Source organism: Lacinutrix jangbogonensis (assembly GCF_000797445.1).
In the GTDB taxonomy this organism is placed as follows: Bacteria; Bacteroidota; Bacteroidia; order Flavobacteriales; family Flavobacteriaceae; genus Lacinutrix; species Lacinutrix jangbogonensis.
Genome location: NZ_JSWF01000029.1, coordinates 160,323 through 179,414, shown reverse-complemented (window position 1 = coordinate 179,414; position 19,092 = coordinate 160,323). Strand labels below are relative to the sequence as shown.

The window sequence follows — 19,092 nt, the reverse complement described above, 5'->3', positions numbered from 1 at the left end:
TTCTGTATCGAAGGTTAATGGCCCTATCCAATCACTAAACTCTGTACCACAATCTGATCTTACATAATATTCATATGTCGTAGCTGGTGTTAATCCCATAGCTACATAAGGATTAGTAGCTGCCGGTGCACCTGCTCCTGTTGGTATTCCTGTTCCTGGTGCTTGTATTGCTACTTCCCATGCTGTTTCTGTTCCGTTAGACACCCAAGACAAGGTTGCTGTAGCAGACGTTGTACTGTTAACGGCAAGATTTGATGGGTTTACACATGTAGGTAACTCATCGAAAGTAACATCGTCTATGGCAATATCATCGTAGAAATCTCCTGTTACCGTTTCAGAGAATATAAATCGTGCTTGCACGTCACCTGTTATTGTAAGTGTACCTATGTTAATGGTGCGTTGTTCCCAACCACTAGTATTAGTGTTGTAAGTTGCCATTGGGTTCCATGCAGCTCCATCCCAAACTTCTACATCCAAAGTAGAGTTAGCATTACCTTCATTATCACTAATTTCGTAAAAGGTAATCGCTGGTGTTGTTAATCCAGACACATCTACTAAAGGCGTTACTAAAGTTGTTGGACCATCATCTCCTGAAGCATCTACCCAAGCAAAAAATCCGTTAGTAGCAGTACTTCCTGTTATAACTCCATTATTTCCAATATGATTAAAACCTGGTACATCATTAAAATTCCAGTCTTCGCCTCCATTCATTGTCCAACATAACGGAATAGTTCCTCCGTTTTCGAAACCTTCTGTATATGGGGCAACAAATGTTGTACATTCTGTAGCAAAGTTTATTGGGCCAACCCAAATACTTAAATCTCCTGCACAATCTGATCTTACATAAGCTTCATAATTTGTTGCTGGTGTTAATCCCATAGCAACATGTGGATTATTAGTGGTTGTAGCAGTCCCTGATCCTGTTGGTAGCCCTGTACCTTGAGGTTGAACAACTACTTCCCAAGCCGTTTCTGTTCCTCCTGCAGTCCATGAGAAATTAGCAGTGGTTGCTGTAGAACTAATAAAAGTTAAACTATCAGGATTTGGGCAAGTAGCATTATAAATAATTATATTATCTATTAACCAATACCAAGCCCAAACATCGTTATCATTATAAACAAAACGCACTTGCATAGCTGCATTTGAATAAGCTGTTATATTTATATGTTGTTGATCAGGCGCAATAAAAGATCCAATATCTGCTGTTTGAGATAAAACATTTACCCAAGCTGTTCCGTCCCATACTTCAACATCTGTAGTATCACCACCTCCATTATTATAGAATTGATCGAAGTCTAAAAAAATTGCAGTTGCTCCAGAAGTATCAAAAGTAGGAGACGTTAACGTTTCAAGAAGAATAACTCCATTTCCATTAGCATCACTATCAACTATAGCAGCATTTGAGCTATCTAGGCTGTTTGCTCCTCCTTGTTGACCAGAAACCCAAGAATCACCAGTTGCTCCTCCTGCATCATCTATTGTCCAGGTTGCTGGTATGGCAGCGTCAAAATTTTCGGTTAAATACGTTTGTGCATTAATTGATAAACTTAAACAAAGTAAAATCAACAATAGAGTAATTTTTTTCATTATGTGGTCAGTGTTTGTATGTTAATTAAAACAAAATGAATGTTAAATATATGCTAAAATACAATACTAAAAGTTTATAGATAGACGTAATGCTTTCTTTTTTCGATAAAATGAATAATAATGTACTATAGATGTTAAAACCTTAATAAATTTTTACATTTAGTTGCTAATTGCTATTTTTCTTTTTATTTCATTACCAAATTCGTCTACAGCAGTAATACTATGTTTTCCTTCTTCTGGAATAATGGCTAAATCATGAATATCAGTAGTGTTTCCTAGATATTTTTCATTTAAATACCAATAGATTTTAGTCTTAGGTTTAGAATGTGCAATCTTTAAAATGAGGGCATTCGTTTTTCCATCGAAATCTTTTGGTAAAAAAATTGCACTATTATTTTTAGGATAAATAAAATCCATACTAATTTGTTCGTTTCCAACACAGTCATTTCTAAAAGGAGGCAATGGTTTATAAAATGGGTTTTTGGATTTGTAATAGTACTCCATTAAAGGTGGGAGTATAAACCAAGGCATATTCGATATACTACTTAAATCTTCGCAAGATGAATTTACCTGATGCCTTTTAGAGGCATCCAAATGTACTAACACATGATGAGGACACGGTTTTGTTTTGAGCCCGCTTTTTTGTATAAACCTTTTAATACTGTTTTCGCAGTATTGTCCAGACCTATAACCACTTTCTTTACAAATGCTAATTTCTTGCATTTCATCAAACGGTTTTGTAAACCAATCACTATTTGGTAAAAGATCGAATACATCAAACAAAATAGGAGCTGCCGCTTGAACGCCAACTAAACCAGGTCTTCCTTCACCATCTGCATTGCCAACCCAAACACCAACAACATAATCTTTTGTTGTACCTATTGCCCAAGCATCTCGAAAGCCAAAACTTGTTCCTGTTTTCCAGGCTATTTGTTTGGAATCATCAAAAAACTCCCAGTTTTCATCGCCTTCCGGTCTGTTAACCTCTTTTAAGCTTTCGTAGGTTAGATAAATTGAAGCAGCATCAAACAGTGTTTTTTCTGTCGATTTTTTTCCAAAGTCAATAGTTTCCGAAGCAAAAAAAGTAGGCTCACAAAATTCGTTTGAAAAATATTCGCTAGAAGATTCATTAAAATGATTTAAAGTTGAAGAAAAACTCGCGTAACTTTTACATAAATCCCATAAATTACTTTCTGCACCACCAAGAATTAATGATAATCCGTAATGATTTGCATTATATTTAACGTCTTTAAGCTTTAAGTCTTTTAGATAATGATGAAACCTATCCAATCCAAAATCTTTAAGCATTCTAACAGCAGGAACATTTAATGAGCGCGATAAAGCGCGACTTGCAGGTACAGCACCATCAAATTCTTTGTTGTAATTTTCAGGAACATAATTACCATACTGTGTTGGCACATCTGCTACCAAAGTATTTGGTAATAAATCGCCAGCGTCTAGCATCGCAGCATATAGAAATGGTTTTAAAATGCTTCCTGTGCTTCTAGGCTTATCAATAACATCAACATCTTTTTGGTTTTTTTTAGTTGTTGGAGCGTTTCCAATATATGTTAAAACCTCTCGGGTTTTTACATCTAAGACGAGTACAGATATATTATGAATTTCATTCTGTTTTAATAGATTATAGTGATTAAAAACAATGTTATTTGCTTGTTCTTGAAGTTTGTAATCTACAGTTGTTTGAATACGTTCACCATAATTTGATTTTGCTATTTTTTGAAGTAAATGTGGAGCAATCTGTGGTAAAGGATAAGGTTTTTGAGGCAAGCCTTCAGCAATTGATAAATTATATGTTAAGGAATCAATAATTTTTTGATCGCGTAATTTAGCGAGTAACCTATTACGTTTTTTTAGCAAACGCACTTGATTTTTCCCTGGATAAATTAAGCTTGGTGCATTTGGTAAAACGGCTAATGTTGCACTTTCTGCCCAGGATAGTTCATGGGAATTTCTATTAAAATAGCGCCAAGAGGCTGCATCTATTCCAACAACATTTCCACCAAAAGGAGCGTAGCTTGAGTAATAAGCTAAAATAGCGTCTTTGCTCTCTCGCAGTTCTAAGCGTGTTGCTAAAATTACTTCTTTAATTTTTTCAAAATACGTTCTCGATTGTCCTTTTCTAGATAAACGAATAACCTGCTGCGTTAACGTACTTCCACCACGTTTTACTTCGCCAGAATTTATGTTTTGTTGGAGTGCTTTAAAAATTGAAATAGGATTAAAGCCGGGATGCTTGTAAAAGTATTCATCTTCAAAATTGACAATGCAGATTTTAAATTTATCTGGTACACTATCGTTTTTTGGAAATCGCCATTGTCCATCTTTAGCAATTTGAGCTCCTAATAAAGTGTTGTTAGAACTGGTAATAACTGTTGCAGTTGGATCTTTAAATAATTGTTTTGGTAAACAGAAATAATAGGCAAGTAGAAGTATAGCGACTATAATCGACTTTACTTTGTTGCGTTTTATGTAGGTTATTAATTTCATTTTAAGTGGAATTGAGAATTTGTATAATTGCTTCTCGATACAATTTTATCATGCTTCGAAAACCACTCGAAGTGACAAGTTTTATTTATTAAATTCATACTCACGTTCCACTTTACAAATACGAACATTATACCAATTATACCAGTCTTTAATTCCTTTTTGTTGGGCTAGAATATGATCTGTTTGTTGTTTCCAATTCTTTATAGCCTCTAAGCTTTCCCAATAACTAACAGTGATTCCTACTTCATTTTTTGCAGAATCCATGTTTATAAAACCGTCTTTTTTTTTGCTAAGGATTCCATTAGTTTAGATATTTCACTATAACCGTTATCTCCTTTGGTTCTCGTGGAAGTAAAAATCACTGCGTAGTATGGTTTAAAGTTTTTCATTTATAATTATTTAGCAACCCATTGGGATTACAAATTCTATTGTCTTTTCCGTTACGATATTTTCAAAATCAGTTAAAATAAATTTTATAAAAATACGACTTGTCGTCACACCTGCTGGATATTGATTTATAGCTGTTACCTTTTCTATATATTTCGCCCAATCTTCACCACATTGTTGAGATACGGCTAGCTTTAAATCATCAATTGTAACAGGTAAGAATTTCTTGTAATCAGCTTCAGAATAAGATAATGTTTCAAACTTAAATTCGTTTATTTTCTTAACTGGTTTCCAATCTGAATTATAATGTTTCCAATCTATTAAATCGCAATGCGGTCCTTCATTCATAATAGTTATGCTATTTTCATAACGCTGAAGAACTTTTACACTTTTGTAATTACTATCTTTAATTACAATAGTTTTATTTTCAGGTGAATGACCCAATTTCACATCAATAACTAGATTGTCTTCATAGTCTAAATGACGAACCGCGTCGTCATCAACAATAGATAAATTTTTAATATGAACATTGGCTTCCGAAAACTTAACGTTGATAATTTTTGGTATTTTAGTTTCAGATAAAAAACCATTAAAAACATAGCCTTTTAAATCTTGGTAGCCATTCATTTTTATTTTTACCCATTCGCCAGAGATTTTGTTTCCTTGATCTACTACAACCAATTTTACTTTGGTTTTTTCGACAACTTCCACTGCTTCGTTATACATTAGTTTCCCTAGTTTTGAAGCACCAATATCTGGTCTTTCTCTAACTGTTAAACCACTGTCTGCGTTTACATACGCATAATCTTGTCCGTAGCTAAATGCTACTAATAATAATAAAATTGCTGTTAAAAAATGTTTTGTCGTTTTCATAATGTTTGTGTTTTAAATTAATATGACAGTTAAACATTTTTGGTTGGTTATTGTTACCGCTTGAAATATGAACTAAAAGCGTCCTTTTAAGTTTAGTTTCAAGTGATAATGGTTTTTTTTACTTTGGGAAATTCTTTCCTTTGAAATTTTTTGGTTACTTCTCTACAGTTACCCATTTTCCTTTTGTACGCACTAAAAACTCGTTATTGTACATCGCTTCAGCTTGGACTCCTGGCAAATAATAGGTTCCTAAATACGATGCATTTAGCATTACATTAAACGTATTGGTTCCATATTTGCCTTTTTTATTTAAATCGAAATAGAAATTAACACGATCATCTCGAATGTCTGCAAAACGCGCATCGCTTTTTTTCGTGGCACTTCCAAAAGCTGTAAAACGTGTGTTTACAATTTCCCAACCCGATGGGAAGATTTGTGTTAATGCTACATCAGTTACACGCTCGTTTTTAAGATTTGAAACTGTAACTGTTGCCACAAAATCCTGACCTTGTTTAAGGTTTTTAATAGCGATAGCGTTTCCTTTTAGATCTTTGTAAACAATACTAGTGCTCAATCCTCTTTGTTCTACTAACTCTTGACCTAAAGGTAGTTTTCCGGAATTTAGAACACGAACATAAACGATGTTGCCTTGCTTATTTTTAAAGTTTAATGTATTATTTCCATTGCTTACTTTTAATGCTCTTTGCGCAATAGCACTTTTAGTATTTATACTTGCGGTTTTTCCATTAATAGTGTATTCTAAATCTAAAGATTTTCCACCATTTTCTTTTACCATTTTTGCCATTGCCAATAAACTGTAAGCTGTTGTTTGCGTACTCATCCAACGATTACTTGACAGATCTTTCGCTAAAGTTCTTGCTAATTCTTGCATTCTAGAATCTTTGGTCAATACCATAGTTTCTAATGCCATTGCACGATTTCTGTCTATAGATCCATACGTATAGTAGTTATATCTTGGCGCTTGGAATTCTATGTTTGCTGTTTTAGAAATAGCGTTACTTGCTTCTGTTTGTCCTGCTAAAGCATAAGCTGCAGCCAATCTCCATTTCGCTTCGTTAGAAATTTCACTAAACTCTTTTAGTCTATTCATGGCTCCTAAATCTGGACTTCCTGATAAGGCTAAAGTGTATAATCTATAGGCTTGAGCTAAATCGCTATTGTACGTTTTATAGCTAGGTCTCCAACTTCTAGCAGCTTCTTTTTGGTATTTTATCCAGTTGCTTTTAAATGTAAGCGGAAGAACGAACCCTAGTTTTTCAGCCTCTATCATAAAATGTCCAGAATAGCTTGTTCCCCAATCATTGGCATTATTTTCTCCCATCCAGTAAGACATGCCGCCATTTGGTCTTTGAAAATTCCCTAAACGTTTAATTCCATTTTCGATATTAGATTGAATTTCTTGTTTTTTCTTTAACGGAATATCAAAAATTTCATTTAAATATAACTGCGGAAACACTCCTGAAGTCGTTTGCTCGACACAACCATGAGGATAGCGTATTAAGTATTGTAATCTACGCGTGAAATCCATTGGTGGCATGGTTGAAAATTCTACCATTGCACTATTTGAACCAGTAACTCCAAAAGTATCAAAATCAAGATTCGCTGAAGCAGATTTCTCTAAGGTTTGATCTAGCGATTGAGACGTTATCGGGTTTACATTTTCAACATCTAACTCCACTTTATAAGTCGATTTTTCGCCATTTCCAGTAGCAATAACTTCAACAGTATTTATACCATTTGCTTGACTTACATCTAGCTCAAAATAAGCCATTTGCTCATCTGGTTTCGGAAAAGATAATTTTTTAGATTGCGCACCAGTAATCTTAATTCCGCCACTTAATTTTAGTTTAATAGTAACATTTTTAATATTAGGTTCCATAGCGAAAACGGTAACGGGAAGTGTTACTTTTTCACCAGGACTTAATTTTCTAGGCAACGTTGCTAATACCATTAAAGGCTTTTTAACTTCTACAGATTTGTCCGCACTTCCATAAGCTTCATTTTTAGTATTTCCGGCAACAACCATTGTGCGAACCGCACCAATATAGTTTGGCATTTTTATGTTATGACTTGTGCTTCCGCCAGCCTCTAATTTAAAAGGACCTAACACTTTAATAACAGGCTTAAAACGGTTCGCTTTTTTGTTTTTTCCACCCGCCGCACTACCATCACCACCAATAGCGAATATTTGATCTATACTACCACTATAAGCACCAACAACATCATCATAAATATCCCAAGTTCTTACACCTAAAGCTTCGCGAGCGTAGAATGCCGACCATGCGTTTGGAGTTTTAAAACGTGTTAAATCTAGTAAGCCTTCTTCTACCATTGCAATAGTATAGGTCATTGACTTATTGTTTTTTTCTGAAACGGTCACAGTAAATTCTTCCTCTGGACGTAAAGCGCCAGGCATTCTAATTTCAGGTTCTAGTTTGGTACTTGGATCTTCTACTAAAATTGGAATAATCCCATACAAACGCAATGGTAAATCGTTGGCAGTTGTCGCATGAGGTTGTAATAATGAAATATTTACAAATACATTAGGCGCCATTGCTTTAGTAATAGGAATATCTACAACCGTTTCGCCAGCTTTAGTTTTTAGCCATTTGTAATCAATAACTTCTGTGCCATTCTCGATAGAAATTAAAGCACGACCTTCTGTTCCTGATGGAAATGTGATTTTTGCTGTTTCACCAACATTATAGTTCTCTTTGTCTGCCGAAAAGACTAACATTTTGGCCGCTTCTTTGTCACCTGTTGGTTGCTTTTTCCACCAATTTTTGTAGAAATAAGCAGTACAACCAGTTGCGTGTCCACTTTTAGGGTCGTAAACACGTATTAAATAGCGACCACCTTCTTCTTCTGGTACATTAATAGTTACACTTGCTTTTCCTTTAGCATCTGTGTTAATTTTGCTATTCATAAATGGTTTATGAAAAGAACTTGAGGTGTATTTTGATAAATTATCGTAAGAAGAGTTCCACCACCAACGCCATTCAATTTTATAAACTTTTACTTCTAGTCCGTTACGTTTTATTGGTTTTCCTTGGTCGTCCACCACAACAATGTCAAAAGTTTGGTTTTCGTCTGTATAGAAAGACCTATAAGCACGACCTTTGGGCGAGCGCAAACCAACAAACGACTTATAAGGCGCGTATTGTTTAGTAAAAGCATCCATTGAGAAATCGCCACCATTTTCGAAAGCACGTACTAAAAACTGAACATTTAACATGCCAGGCGCATTTTGTCCTACACTTAGTTTGTTCTTGATTTCGGTAAACCCTTCTTCATCTACATTCCCTTCAAAAACGGTTAATTCTTCTTGAGAAAAAGTACGAGAAGGATCTTTAAATACATATTTTTTGTAGTTTTTAAAAGGTGTATAAGAATTACTAAATTTTGCTTTAATTTCAGTTTTTACGTTTTTCGCAGGCGCTCCATGTAGCCAATTAACATTAAGCGTTCCGTTTAATGCCTCACTTCCAGAGAGTACTTCATCTTTAAAATCTACTTTAATTTTTAAGCGGTTTGGTTTTACAGTTTCAACTTTTAAACCTTTATAAAAAGTGGCACCACCAACACTTACTTTGGCATTCCAATTTCCGGTTTTGTTTTCTATAGAAGTTGGTACCGTAAAGGTGTAAAAATCGTTAATACTTTTGCTTGTAATTTTCTTGTAAGCCAGTTTTCCATTAGGATCTGTAACTTCCATTTTTACAGGATGTCCTTTTGGTAATTTGTTACCATTATCGTCCAAAATAAAAGTAAGATGTAATGAATCTCCTGGTCTCCAAACACCGCGTTCTCCATAAATATAACCTTTTAAACCACGTTGTAAATGGTTTCCAGAGATGTCGAATTTACTAAATGATAAAGAGCGTCCATCGCGTAATTTTATGTATGTTTTATTATTGCCTTTACTAACAATAGCGAATGCTGCGCGACTATTTGTTTCTATTTTAGCCAAGCCTTCTTGGTCTGTTTTGGTGGTTAAAATTTCTTGTTGTTGATAGTTGTATAATGTTATGGTTGCTGCTGCTTCAACATTAGTATTTAAAATATTTGTAACTGCAAAATAGTAGTTGTTTTTCGCTCCTTTTTTAACAATAACACCTAAGTTTGAAGCTAATAAATTCTGTGATACTTCTCGATCTTGATTATAATAAGCATCATGACAAGGGTTGTCGCGTTCTCTCCAATTGTAGTTGTTACTGCGATAACTATAAGTTACATTATCCCAATATTCTTCCTCACGTTCGTTTTCGTCGTCTGATGCACTTTCTTGATAATCATTCTCGTAATAATCGTCCTCATAATATTCATCTTCATAATACGCGTCGTTGTCTTCAGAGTTTGTAATGTTTGTATTTACAGAGCAATCGAAGAACGAGTAGCTTTTTTTAAAGCTCAATTCTACTCTGTAAAGTGCACCAGGATCTGCTGTGAATATTTTAGATAAATCTGCACTATATGTTTTCCATTTCCCTGTGTTTTCGACACCATCATTTACAAGTGTAATAGTTTGTTTTGCAATACGTCGGCCAACTTGTCTTATACTATTATCGTTTCCGCCTTGTAACTCATTATCTTGTAAAAACTGAAGCACATTGTCTTCGTATATTTTAATAACTTTTAAATCTACCTTTTTAAGATTTACAGCTCCAAAATTAAATTTTAATTCTTGAGAGTTTGGCAATATTACACCACTGTTTATTAATCGCACTTGTGGCTTAATTTCTTCGAAAGAGATCGTTTCCGAAAAGGGCTTCTTTAATTTATAGCCTTCTGTATTTTTAATGCCTTGAAAAACATCAACAGTAACATTTCCTGTAATTTTTGAATCTGGATATGCTTTTAATACATTACCATCGACAATATATTTAGGATTTTTAGTATTGTGAATGGTTACCAATCCATCGAAATTTTGTTGCTTTTTTATAGGGTCTGAAAAATTAATTGATAGATACTGTTCAGGGTTTTGAACCACGTCAATTTTTGTAATCGTGAAGTTGTTTTTTCCTGGAATTACAACAGTATTTTTACCAGAATTATTAGCGTCAATCGCTTTACCGTTCCATTTTATTAAAATAGCACTGTCTTCAATCTTACGACTAATACTATCAATTTTAAATTCGAAAATTCGGGTTGGTACGTTTTCTTCGTTCCATTCAATATTTAATTTTTTTCCACCTTGAGACGCTTCAACTAATTGCTTTGCTTGATCAGTAGTAATTTTATCCGCCGATTTTACTACGCCTAATATATATTGCCATTCTTTACTATACGATTGTAAATCGTTTGTAACAACATTAAAGTTTGGTGTAATGGTTTTAAATTGAAAAGTGTAATTTGAAAACTCTGCTGGTATATCTGGATAAACGGTTCCTAGTTTTATAGTAACCGAATATTCTGTATTTGGATCTAAAGCCTCATTTGGCGTAAAGGTTAGCGCATGTTTGTTGACTACTTCCAAATTTCCTGAGACCTTTGGTTTAATAGATACTAGACTCGCATCAATTTCATTTCCAATTTCCCAGCCCTCAACTTCTTTAGTTAAACTCATTTGAATGCTGCTTGAAGTAGATACTACACCTGAGGTTGTATAACTAATATAATCTCTAAACTTAAAGATGTTATCGGTTTTGGTTTCTTTTTTTGTACACGAAAGCGCCAAAAAGATAGAGAGCGTTAAGGCAAAAATTGATTTAGATTGCATAGGAGAATTGGTTTAAAATGAATTACAGAGATCAGAAAACCTAGGAGAGTTCTTGTTAATGTAATTACGCATGAACGATTACTTTTAGTCTTTTACTGGTTGTTATGATTTTGTTAAAATTTTATTTTTAGTAAAATTTAATACTCAATTTATAAATATAATTAATGTTTCTAAGGATAGATTTTATGAGATTGTTGGCTATGAAGACAATCTAGTTTTAATAACGTTCTTATAGCCTTCAAGTTACTATTTTTAAGAAAGTTATACCTTTAAAAACACATATTTATTAGTATATTCGCATCAAAATTTAATAATTCGTAAAAATTCAAGATATAATATGGCAGTTTCAACTGATTTCGGAATAAAAGAAGCCTTACAGCAATTAGGTGTAAAAGACATAAACAATGGAACTTCTACAGGTTCTAATAGCTTTGGAAGTGGAGAAACAATTTCTTCATTTTCACCAACGGACGGTTCTTTAATTGGAAAAGTAACGACGACGACTAAGGCAGACTATGAAAAAGTTATGGATTCAGCAACTGCTGCATTTTTAACTTTTAGAACAATGCCCGCCCCACAAAGAGGTGAAATTGTACGTCAGTTTGGAAATAAATTAAGAGAATTAAAAGCACCTTTAGGAAAATTGGTGTCTTATGAAATGGGAAAATCTTTGCAAGAAGGTTATGGAGAAGTTCAAGAAATGATTGACATCTGTGATTTCGCAGTTGGTTTATCTCGTTCTTTAAATGGGCAAACGATCCCATCGGAAAGACCACAACATGTAATGAGAGAACAATGGCACTCACTTGGTGTTGTTGGTATTATTTCTGCTTTTAATTTTCCAGTTGCAGTTTGGGCTTGGAACACAGCTTTAGCTTGGGTTTGTGGAGATGTATGTGTTTGGAAAGGATCTGAAAAAGCACCGCTTTGTTCAATTGCTTGCCAAAATATAATTGCTGAAGTATTAAAAGATAACGATTTGCCAGAAGGAATTTCTTGTATCATTAATGGAGACTACAAAGTAGGAGAAATGATGACTACAGATCATAGAATTCCATTAATATCTGCGACAGGTTCTACAAGAATGGGACGTATTGTTGGTGCAACAGTTGCAGAACGTTTTGGAAAATCTTTATTAGAATTAGGTGGAAACAATGCAATCATTATTACACCAACTGCAGATTTAAAAGTCGTTGTTCCTGGTGCTGTTTTTGGTGCTGTAGGAACTTGTGGACAACGTTGTACTTCAACAAGAAGGTTAATTATTCACGAATCGGTTTACGATAAAGTAAGAGATGCTATTGTTGGTGCTTATGGGCAGTTAACAATTGGTAATCCTTTAGACGAAAAAAATCACATTGGACCATTAATAGATAAAGATTCTGTAAACACGTATTTAGCTGCTATTGAAAAAGCAAAAGCTGAAGGCGGAAACGTACTAGTAGAAGGTGGTGTTTTAGAAGGCGAAGGATACGAATCTGGATGCTACGTAAAACCAGCAATTATTGAAGCAAAAAACAGTTTCGAGATTGTACAGTCTGAAACTTTTGCACCCGTTTTATATTTAATAAAATATTCTGGAGATGTTGAAAACGCTATTGTTGCTCAAAACGGTGTTGCTCAAGGTTTATCTTCTGCAATAATGACTAACGAATTGAAAGAAGCAGAAAAGTTCTTATCTTTTGCAGGTTCAGATTGTGGAATAGCAAATGTAAATATTGGAACTTCTGGAGCAGAAATTGGTGGTGCTTTTGGAGGTGAAAAAGAAACTGGTGGTGGACGTGAGTCTGGATCAGATGCTTGGAAAGTATACATGAGAAGACAAACAAATACAGTAAATTATTCAGATGAATTACCTTTAGCACAAGGGATTAAGTTTGACCTGTAATTAAGGACTAAAATATAGTGTAAAGCCACATCTTTCGATGTGGCTTTTTTTATACATTTCTTACGCAACCTTTTTGTGCTTTATGTATCTACTTAATAGTTGCAATAATTAAACCAAACTATTATGAAAACTAAAGCTCTACTTTTTCTTTTACTAATTTGTTTTTTTAATAGTTGTACCGTTCAGTTTGATAGAAATGTTAGAATTGAAACTATAGGCAAAGTTGTTGATGAAAATAACGAACCAATACCCAATACTTTTATTGGAGTTTATACCGAAGCAGCTCGGTTTTCTGGGTTTTACCTAACATCTGGTGGAGACGATAGGTTTCTTTTAGGAAGTGGAACCAGTGACGAGATTGGTGATTTTTCGATAATTTCTTTATTTGATAGCAATCAATATTTTTTCATTTTTGTAGATGGAAAAGAATTATATACAGATTATATTTATTCATCAAATACTTATGAATTTGAACCTGTAAATTTTGTTTTTAATCTTGGACAAGTTCAACTTAAGAGAAATGCTCGTGCTAATATTAGTATTACAAGGTCAAGTCTACCTGGAACGACATTAGACATTATTATCAATTATGAAAGTCCTTTTTGTGAATCTGTTTTTACAAATGGAGTTTTAAATGAAGACTTAAGCAATTGTTTTAGAACTGAATCTATTTTTATAACTTTAGATGATGATAACCCTGATTTTATAAAGACTTTAAGTTCTTTTGTAACAGGAACTATTGAGTTTACATATACTATTAATGGAGGTACAGAAACAACAGAAACTTTTGTAATTAATCAAGATAATTATGACATCAACTTCAGCTATTAAAAATCTGTTTACTTTAATTTTTACACTGTTTATTTGTTCAGTTTGGTCTCAATCGGAGGATAGGAGATTAGAACAAGAAGCAGAAAACCAATCCAATTCTATTGTAAGTTCTGGTGTTAAAGGATCCTTTGGTGTAGCCTACAACTTTATTATTCCAACTGGAGATAAATATATAGGTTTAGCTTATGAAGGAAAAGGTGGTTATAATTTAAAATTTAAGTTATTTGTTTTCGATGGAATTTTTCTTGGAGGCTCTACAGGTTCTAGTTATTTTGAAAACATTGATACGTCAATCACAGGTAATTATAATAAAATACGTCTAGGAAGTCATTATTTCTTTCTTGGATATGAGTATCAACCTATTAAAAAATTGGCGATTGGCATTAGTACCAGTGTCTTTGGTGAAGCTAGATACAAAAATGGATACAAAGGTGGAGAAGATGCTTTTCAAATTGACAAAGCAAAATTACGAGCTTTTGAAGCTTACCTCGATTATTTTATATCACCCGTATTTTCAATTAATTTGTCTTACACGTATAGAAACGATAAAACAAATATCCGAACGTCCTCAAACTTACAATCACGTTTCGATCGTGCACAATTCTCGATAGTAGGATTAGGTATTAATTTCCAATTTGGAAAAGATGCAATAATATCTAGATCTAAGAAGAGTAATGTTAAATAGCTTTTTTAAATATTAGCGTTGTCTTTTCGGTTTTAATGCGTCTGGACTATCAGTAATTAATATTTTAATTTTATCTTTTGCTATTAGTGAAGCCACTCGAGCGTAATTATAATCTGAAATTGGATTTTCTAACTCCACCCACTTTACAAATCCTGCTACAGTAATGCGTTCGCCAACTTCTATAATAGCTTCTTTATAACGTAGTTGTTTGTTAAAACCAAAAAACCCTTCAGTCTCTATATTATAATTGTTTAATAATGCTTTAAATTCTGGTGTAGGATCATTAAACGAACCCGAATTAGCTGTTTTGTCTGTAACGAGGTAATCGTAATAATTTTTTGGTTGTTTTTTAGGAAAAATCAACAACCTTTCACCGGTTTGTTCAACAAAAAAATCTTGAATTATTTCTTCGTCTACAATTGTTTTCCAATGTGAACTTTTACCGGAGCTCACCTTTTTTTCAATTTTTATTTTATAATAAATACACTTTCTTTTACTTAAAGGTGCAATTAGAGGTTGTTCTACATTGAGTGCTTTACCTTCAATTTTAGCATATGTATGACTTTGTAAACTCCCTATTTTACTATAAGTGAGTTTTTTTAAACGTCTAAGAATAATTGTTTTTGGATTAAAATAATAGATTAGGAATACGATTAATGCTACTGCACAAAAAGCAATGGTTATAATTATTGGTGTATTCATTTTAAAATAAAAGTTTTATTGGTTACAATTATAAGTAGAGGGTTTATATAAAATGTTACGCTTTTATTATTGTCGTTTTACTAACGCGTAAAAATCACCTTCTAAGGGTAAATAGCCTTGATCGTAAACAAAGTAATATACGGTGCCAACTTTGGTAGTGTAAATACTAGTAAAATAATTAAAATCGAAACCTTTGGCCTCTAATTTTGTTTTGCTTGTTCTTGTTTTTTGCTCTGGATTTAGGCTCTCTAAAATGCGCCAATTTTTACGTAAGCGATTATTTATATTTCGGATTAGATTTTTACCATCCTTATTTACTTTGTTATTATGTGCATTTCTACAACCATCGCTACAGAATTTTTTGTCTATTCTACCAACAATTTTATCGCCACATTCAGGACATTGTTTTTGCATATTCATCTTTTTTTAATTCGTACCAATTAATCATTTCATTATCATAAGGAAACTGCTCTACATGCCGTAATCCAATTTTTAGAAGGATTTTGTTAGACGCTATATTTTCGTTTCCGCAGCGCCAAAAATAACGTCTAATTTCAATTCATTAACCCCAAAATCTAAAGACGCCATAGCAGTTTCGCGGCCGTAACCTTTATTCCAAAAGCGTTCTATAAACCTGAAGCCAACATCGTAAAAATCTTTTTTCGGACCTAAAGATTCTTTTTCTCCTGTATTAAATTTTAACCTAGACCAACCAATAAATTGGTTTGTTACTTTTTCTATAACAGCAAATCTACCAATACCATGAACTTTATATTGACGTAAAATACTTTCAATATATTTTTGAGCTTCGGCTTTCGTTTTAATTGGTTTATTACCTAAGTATTTGTGCACATTTGGGTTAGAGTCCAACTCAAAAATACCATCTAAATCTTCAATTCTTATTTCTCGAAGTAAGAGCCTTTCGGTTTCTATATTAAATATCACTGTTTTTTCTGTAATTAAATTTCACTTCTTCAGTTTCACCTTTTTCTTCAATAACTACTTAGATATTAATTTCGGTATTGCTTATTTTTTCGAAAGTAAACTTATCGAAATACACACGATTATCTTCAATTTTAACCAACCTAGCATCTATAGTTTCATCTTTTTCTTCCCAACCTTTAAAGTCGTTTCCAAAATGTTTTAACTGGAATATCAAAGTATCATCTACTTGTCTAATACCTCCAAGTTCGTAAAAAACCACTTTATCTTCGCTTACCAATTTAAATGAAAACATCATGGAATCTCCAAGTGGAGGACTCCATATTTCTTCGGTAATACCACCAAAAGCTTGACCTGTCCAATGGCCTTGAATCCATGATACTTGATTTAATTCGGCTTTTGGAGATTTTCCATTTTCCGGAAACTTAAGTGTGTTTTGTTGTGCATTACCGCTGAGGAAAAGTGCGAAAGTTATTATGAATACTAGGTTTTTCAATTATTAAGGGATTTGTTTAAAGATACTAATTATTCGCGTACAAACGACTACAAGTATTTACAACCGACATTAAATGCGTAAATACCGTTTAACATTTGGAAGCTGTTGCATCTTTGCAGTGTTGAATTGAACTAATGAGATTCAATATATTAATACCTTATCTTATGAATACGTTAAGAAACAAAGTACAATTAATTGGTAACCTAGGCCAAGATCCAGAAATCATTAATTTAGAATCTGGAAAGAAATTAGCTAAATTCTCTTTAGCTACAAATGAAACATATAAAAATGCAGAAGGGGAAAAAGTGACTCAAACGGATTGGCATAATCTTATCGCTTGGAACAAGACTGCTGAGATAGTTGAAAAATATGTAACCAAAGGAAAAGAGATTGCTATTGAAGGTAAATTAACAAATCGTTCCTATGAAACTAAAGAAGGTGAAAAGCGATATGTTACTGAAGTAGTAGTTAATGAGTTATTGATGTTAGGGAATAAGTAGATTGAGATGTTGAAAAAAGAGTACCTGATTGGTATTCTTTTTTTAAATCATTAAACTATAATTCGTCACTAAAGTATATTTGCTGACGAATTATAGTTTTCGTATATTTGCAATAAATATGAACACAATCAGCACAACAAAACTACATATAGACACTTTTAAAAGTAAGTTTAATAATCTGGAATCTATATCAGTTAGCGATATATTTTCCTTTTACCAGAAGTATGATAGCAAGGTTAAGCAGACAACTATTAATTGGCGTATTTACACACTGGTTGATGACGGAATTATACAAAGAATAGGAAGAGGAAAATATAAGCTTGGAAAACAAAAGGAGTTTAAACCAGTAGTATCAAAAGATAACCAAATTTTATATTTGAAACTTAAGGAAGAGTTTCCCTTTTTAGATATTTCTATTTGGTCTACTAAATGGATTGCACAATGGATGCTACATATTCCTAATAATTATGAAACTATTATAGAAGTAGAAAAAGGGGCTGAAGATAATATTTTTTATTACGTATCCGATATTAAAGAAAATGTTTTCTTAAATCCTTCAAAAGATATTTTAGATAAATATGCAAATAGAAATGAACCAATAGTTATTATAAAGAACTTAATAACCGACGCACCTCTTCAAGAAGTAGAACAAGTTAAGATTCCAACTATAGAAAAAATATTGGTAGACCTCATTATTGATACTGAATTATATAAAGCATATCAAGGTCGTGATCTTGATAATATTATTGAGAATGCATTTCAATACAATACAATTAAAAAAGACACTTTACTTCGCTATGCAAATAGAAGAAGAAAGAAACCATTTGTAAAAGAAAGAATTTATAAAAAAGAAAACGAATGATTTTAAATGAAAGCCTACATACCGATTGGATTAATTCAAATAAAGAAAAGTTTCATGCTGATCCAATAATTATAGAAAAAGTAATTAGAGCATTAGTTTTATTAGAAGCACTGCAATCTGTAAATCTAAGTTTCATTTTTAAAGGAGGCACATCATTAATGTTAATGATTCAAGAGCCAAGATGGTTTTCAATTGATATAGATATTATCATTGAAAATAAAGAACAAGATATCGAAGCGGTATTAGAAAAGGTAGTGGTATCTACCGATTTTATAAAGTGGGAATAAAAAATAAGAAAACCTAAATCAGGCATTGAGAAAAGACACTTCAAATTGTTTTATAGGCCTCAAACAAAACAAGATGGAGATATAAATAATATTTTGCTTGATATTGTTTTTGAAGAGAATCCTTATGTCGAAACGCAAGAAACAGAAATTTCTCATTTCCTTTTATTAGAAAAAGGAGAATCAATAAAAGTTATAACACCAACACTTGAAGCAATTCTTGGAGATAAATTAACTGCTTATGGACCTAATACAACTGGAGTTCCATTAAGCAAACCAAAAGAGGTTTTAAAGCAAATTTATGATGTCGCAAGTATCTTTGACAGAATACCATCACTCAACGGTGTTCGAGAAAATTTTATAAAAGTAGCACATGGAGAGTTAATTTATAAAGGGTTAGATCCTAATAATTTTCAAGTGATAATAGATGACATTATTGATAATTCTTATAATTTCTGTAGTAACGGAAGAGTAGATAAGGATACATTTAAAATAATGCAATCTGGAGTTAGCAATTTAACTGGTTTTATATATGGTGAAAAATTTAGAGAACCTCAAGCACAAATTGCTGTAGCAAAAGCATCTTATATAGCAAAACAAATTGAACGAAATAAAACTGATATTGAACGATTTGATAAGTCTGTTGATATGAAGTCATGGATAATAAAAGACCCTAATTATTCCTTTCTTAATAAGTTAAAGAAACACAATTTAGAAGCATTTCATTATTGGTATAAAATACTTCAAGAAGTATGAACTTTGAACAACTTAAAATATTACTGAAAAATAAAAGCGTTATAGATTTAA

The 19,092-nt window shown here is 32.8% G+C and carries 13 protein-coding genes and 2 pseudogenes; 6 read left to right on the top strand and 9 right to left on the bottom strand.

Features of this window, described 5'->3' with window-relative positions; all coding sequences use genetic code 11:
* The 5 genes and pseudogenes from RH82_RS11225 to RH82_RS11205 form a co-directional block, all read right to left on the bottom strand.
* A partial coding sequence (locus RH82_RS11225; protein ID WP_034060785.1) for a fibronectin type III domain-containing protein occupies window positions 1–1,587 on the bottom strand: 1,587 nt, incomplete at its 3' end.
* 159 nt (window positions 1,588–1,746) lie between these two features.
* Window positions 1,747–4,095, bottom strand: coding sequence for a penicillin-binding protein 1C (gene pbpC, locus RH82_RS11220; protein WP_034060783.1), 2,349 nt, complete (start codon window positions 4,093–4,095; stop codon window positions 1,747–1,749).
* 81 nt (window positions 4,096–4,176) lie between these two features.
* Window positions 4,177–4,484, bottom strand: a pseudogene (locus tag RH82_RS19260) (antibiotic biosynthesis monooxygenase family protein).
* A gap of 10 nt (window positions 4,485–4,494) precedes the next feature.
* Window positions 4,495–5,355, bottom strand: a complete 861-nt coding sequence (locus RH82_RS17870; protein ID WP_052158315.1) for an SH3 domain-containing protein — start codon at window positions 5,353–5,355, stop codon at window positions 4,495–4,497.
* Between the two features lie 154 nt (window positions 5,356–5,509).
* Window positions 5,510–11,095, bottom strand: coding sequence for an alpha-2-macroglobulin family protein (locus RH82_RS11205; protein ID WP_034060781.1), 5,586 nt, complete (start codon window positions 11,093–11,095; stop codon window positions 5,510–5,512).
* Between the two features lie 337 nt (window positions 11,096–11,432).
* Between RH82_RS11205 and amaB the strand changes: the two genes are divergently transcribed.
* From amaB to RH82_RS11190, 3 genes are all read left to right on the top strand, one after another.
* Window positions 11,433–12,983, top strand: a complete 1,551-nt coding sequence (gene amaB / locus RH82_RS11200; protein WP_034060779.1) for an L-piperidine-6-carboxylate dehydrogenase — start codon at window positions 11,433–11,435, stop codon at window positions 12,981–12,983.
* A gap of 123 nt (window positions 12,984–13,106) precedes the next feature.
* Window positions 13,107–13,814 (top strand): hypothetical protein, encoded by a 708-nt coding sequence (locus RH82_RS11195; protein ID WP_034060778.1) that lies wholly within the window; start codon window positions 13,107–13,109, stop codon window positions 13,812–13,814.
* Window positions 13,792–14,499, top strand: coding sequence for a hypothetical protein (locus RH82_RS11190; RefSeq protein WP_034060776.1), 708 nt, complete (start codon window positions 13,792–13,794; stop codon window positions 14,497–14,499). The genes RH82_RS11195 and RH82_RS11190 overlap by 23 nt, the downstream gene beginning before the upstream one ends.
* A 12-nt stretch (window positions 14,500–14,511) precedes the next feature.
* Here the strand turns inward: RH82_RS11190 and RH82_RS11185 are convergent, their stop codons facing one another.
* The 4 genes from RH82_RS11185 to RH82_RS11170 all read right to left on the bottom strand — a co-directional run bounded on the left by RH82_RS11185 (window position 14,512) and on the right by RH82_RS11170 (window position 16,639).
* Window positions 14,512–15,201, bottom strand: coding sequence for a hypothetical protein (locus RH82_RS11185; RefSeq protein WP_034060774.1), 690 nt, complete (start codon window positions 15,199–15,201; stop codon window positions 14,512–14,514).
* Window positions 15,202–15,267: 66 nt separating this feature from the next.
* The gene (locus RH82_RS11180) at window positions 15,268–15,615 is read right to left on the bottom strand and encodes a hypothetical protein (protein ID WP_034060817.1); all 348 of its coding nucleotides are present in this window, start codon (window positions 15,613–15,615) and stop codon (window positions 15,268–15,270) included.
* A 99-nt stretch (window positions 15,616–15,714) separates the two neighbouring features.
* Entirely contained in the window at window positions 15,715–16,146 is a 432-nt protein-coding gene (locus tag RH82_RS11175; protein ID WP_241148049.1) for a GNAT family N-acetyltransferase, read from the bottom strand.
* A 58-nt stretch (window positions 16,147–16,204) separates the two neighbouring features.
* Window positions 16,205–16,639 carry a DUF6265 family protein gene (locus RH82_RS11170; RefSeq protein ID WP_052158314.1) on the bottom strand — a complete coding sequence of 145 codons (435 nt, stop codon included), beginning with the start codon at window positions 16,637–16,639 and terminating at the stop codon, window positions 16,205–16,207.
* 164 nt (window positions 16,640–16,803) lie between these two features.
* On the opposite strand from RH82_RS11170, the gene RH82_RS11165 reads away from it, so the two are divergent.
* The 3 genes and pseudogenes from RH82_RS11165 to RH82_RS11150 all read left to right on the top strand — a co-directional run bounded on the left by RH82_RS11165 (window position 16,804) and on the right by RH82_RS11150 (window position 19,041).
* Entirely contained in the window at window positions 16,804–17,139 is a 336-nt protein-coding gene (locus tag RH82_RS11165) for a single-stranded DNA-binding protein (protein ID WP_034060815.1), read from the top strand.
* Window positions 17,140–17,257: 118 nt separating this feature from the next.
* A complete protein-coding gene (locus tag RH82_RS11160; protein ID WP_052158313.1) occupies window positions 17,258–18,001 on the top strand; it encodes a DUF6577 family protein in 744 nt (247 codons plus the stop codon).
* Window positions 17,998–19,041 (top strand): annotated as a pseudogene (locus RH82_RS11150) (nucleotidyl transferase AbiEii/AbiGii toxin family protein). Before RH82_RS11160 ends, RH82_RS11150 begins: the two are co-directional and overlap by 4 nt.
* Window positions 19,042–19,092 lie beyond the last annotated feature (51 nt).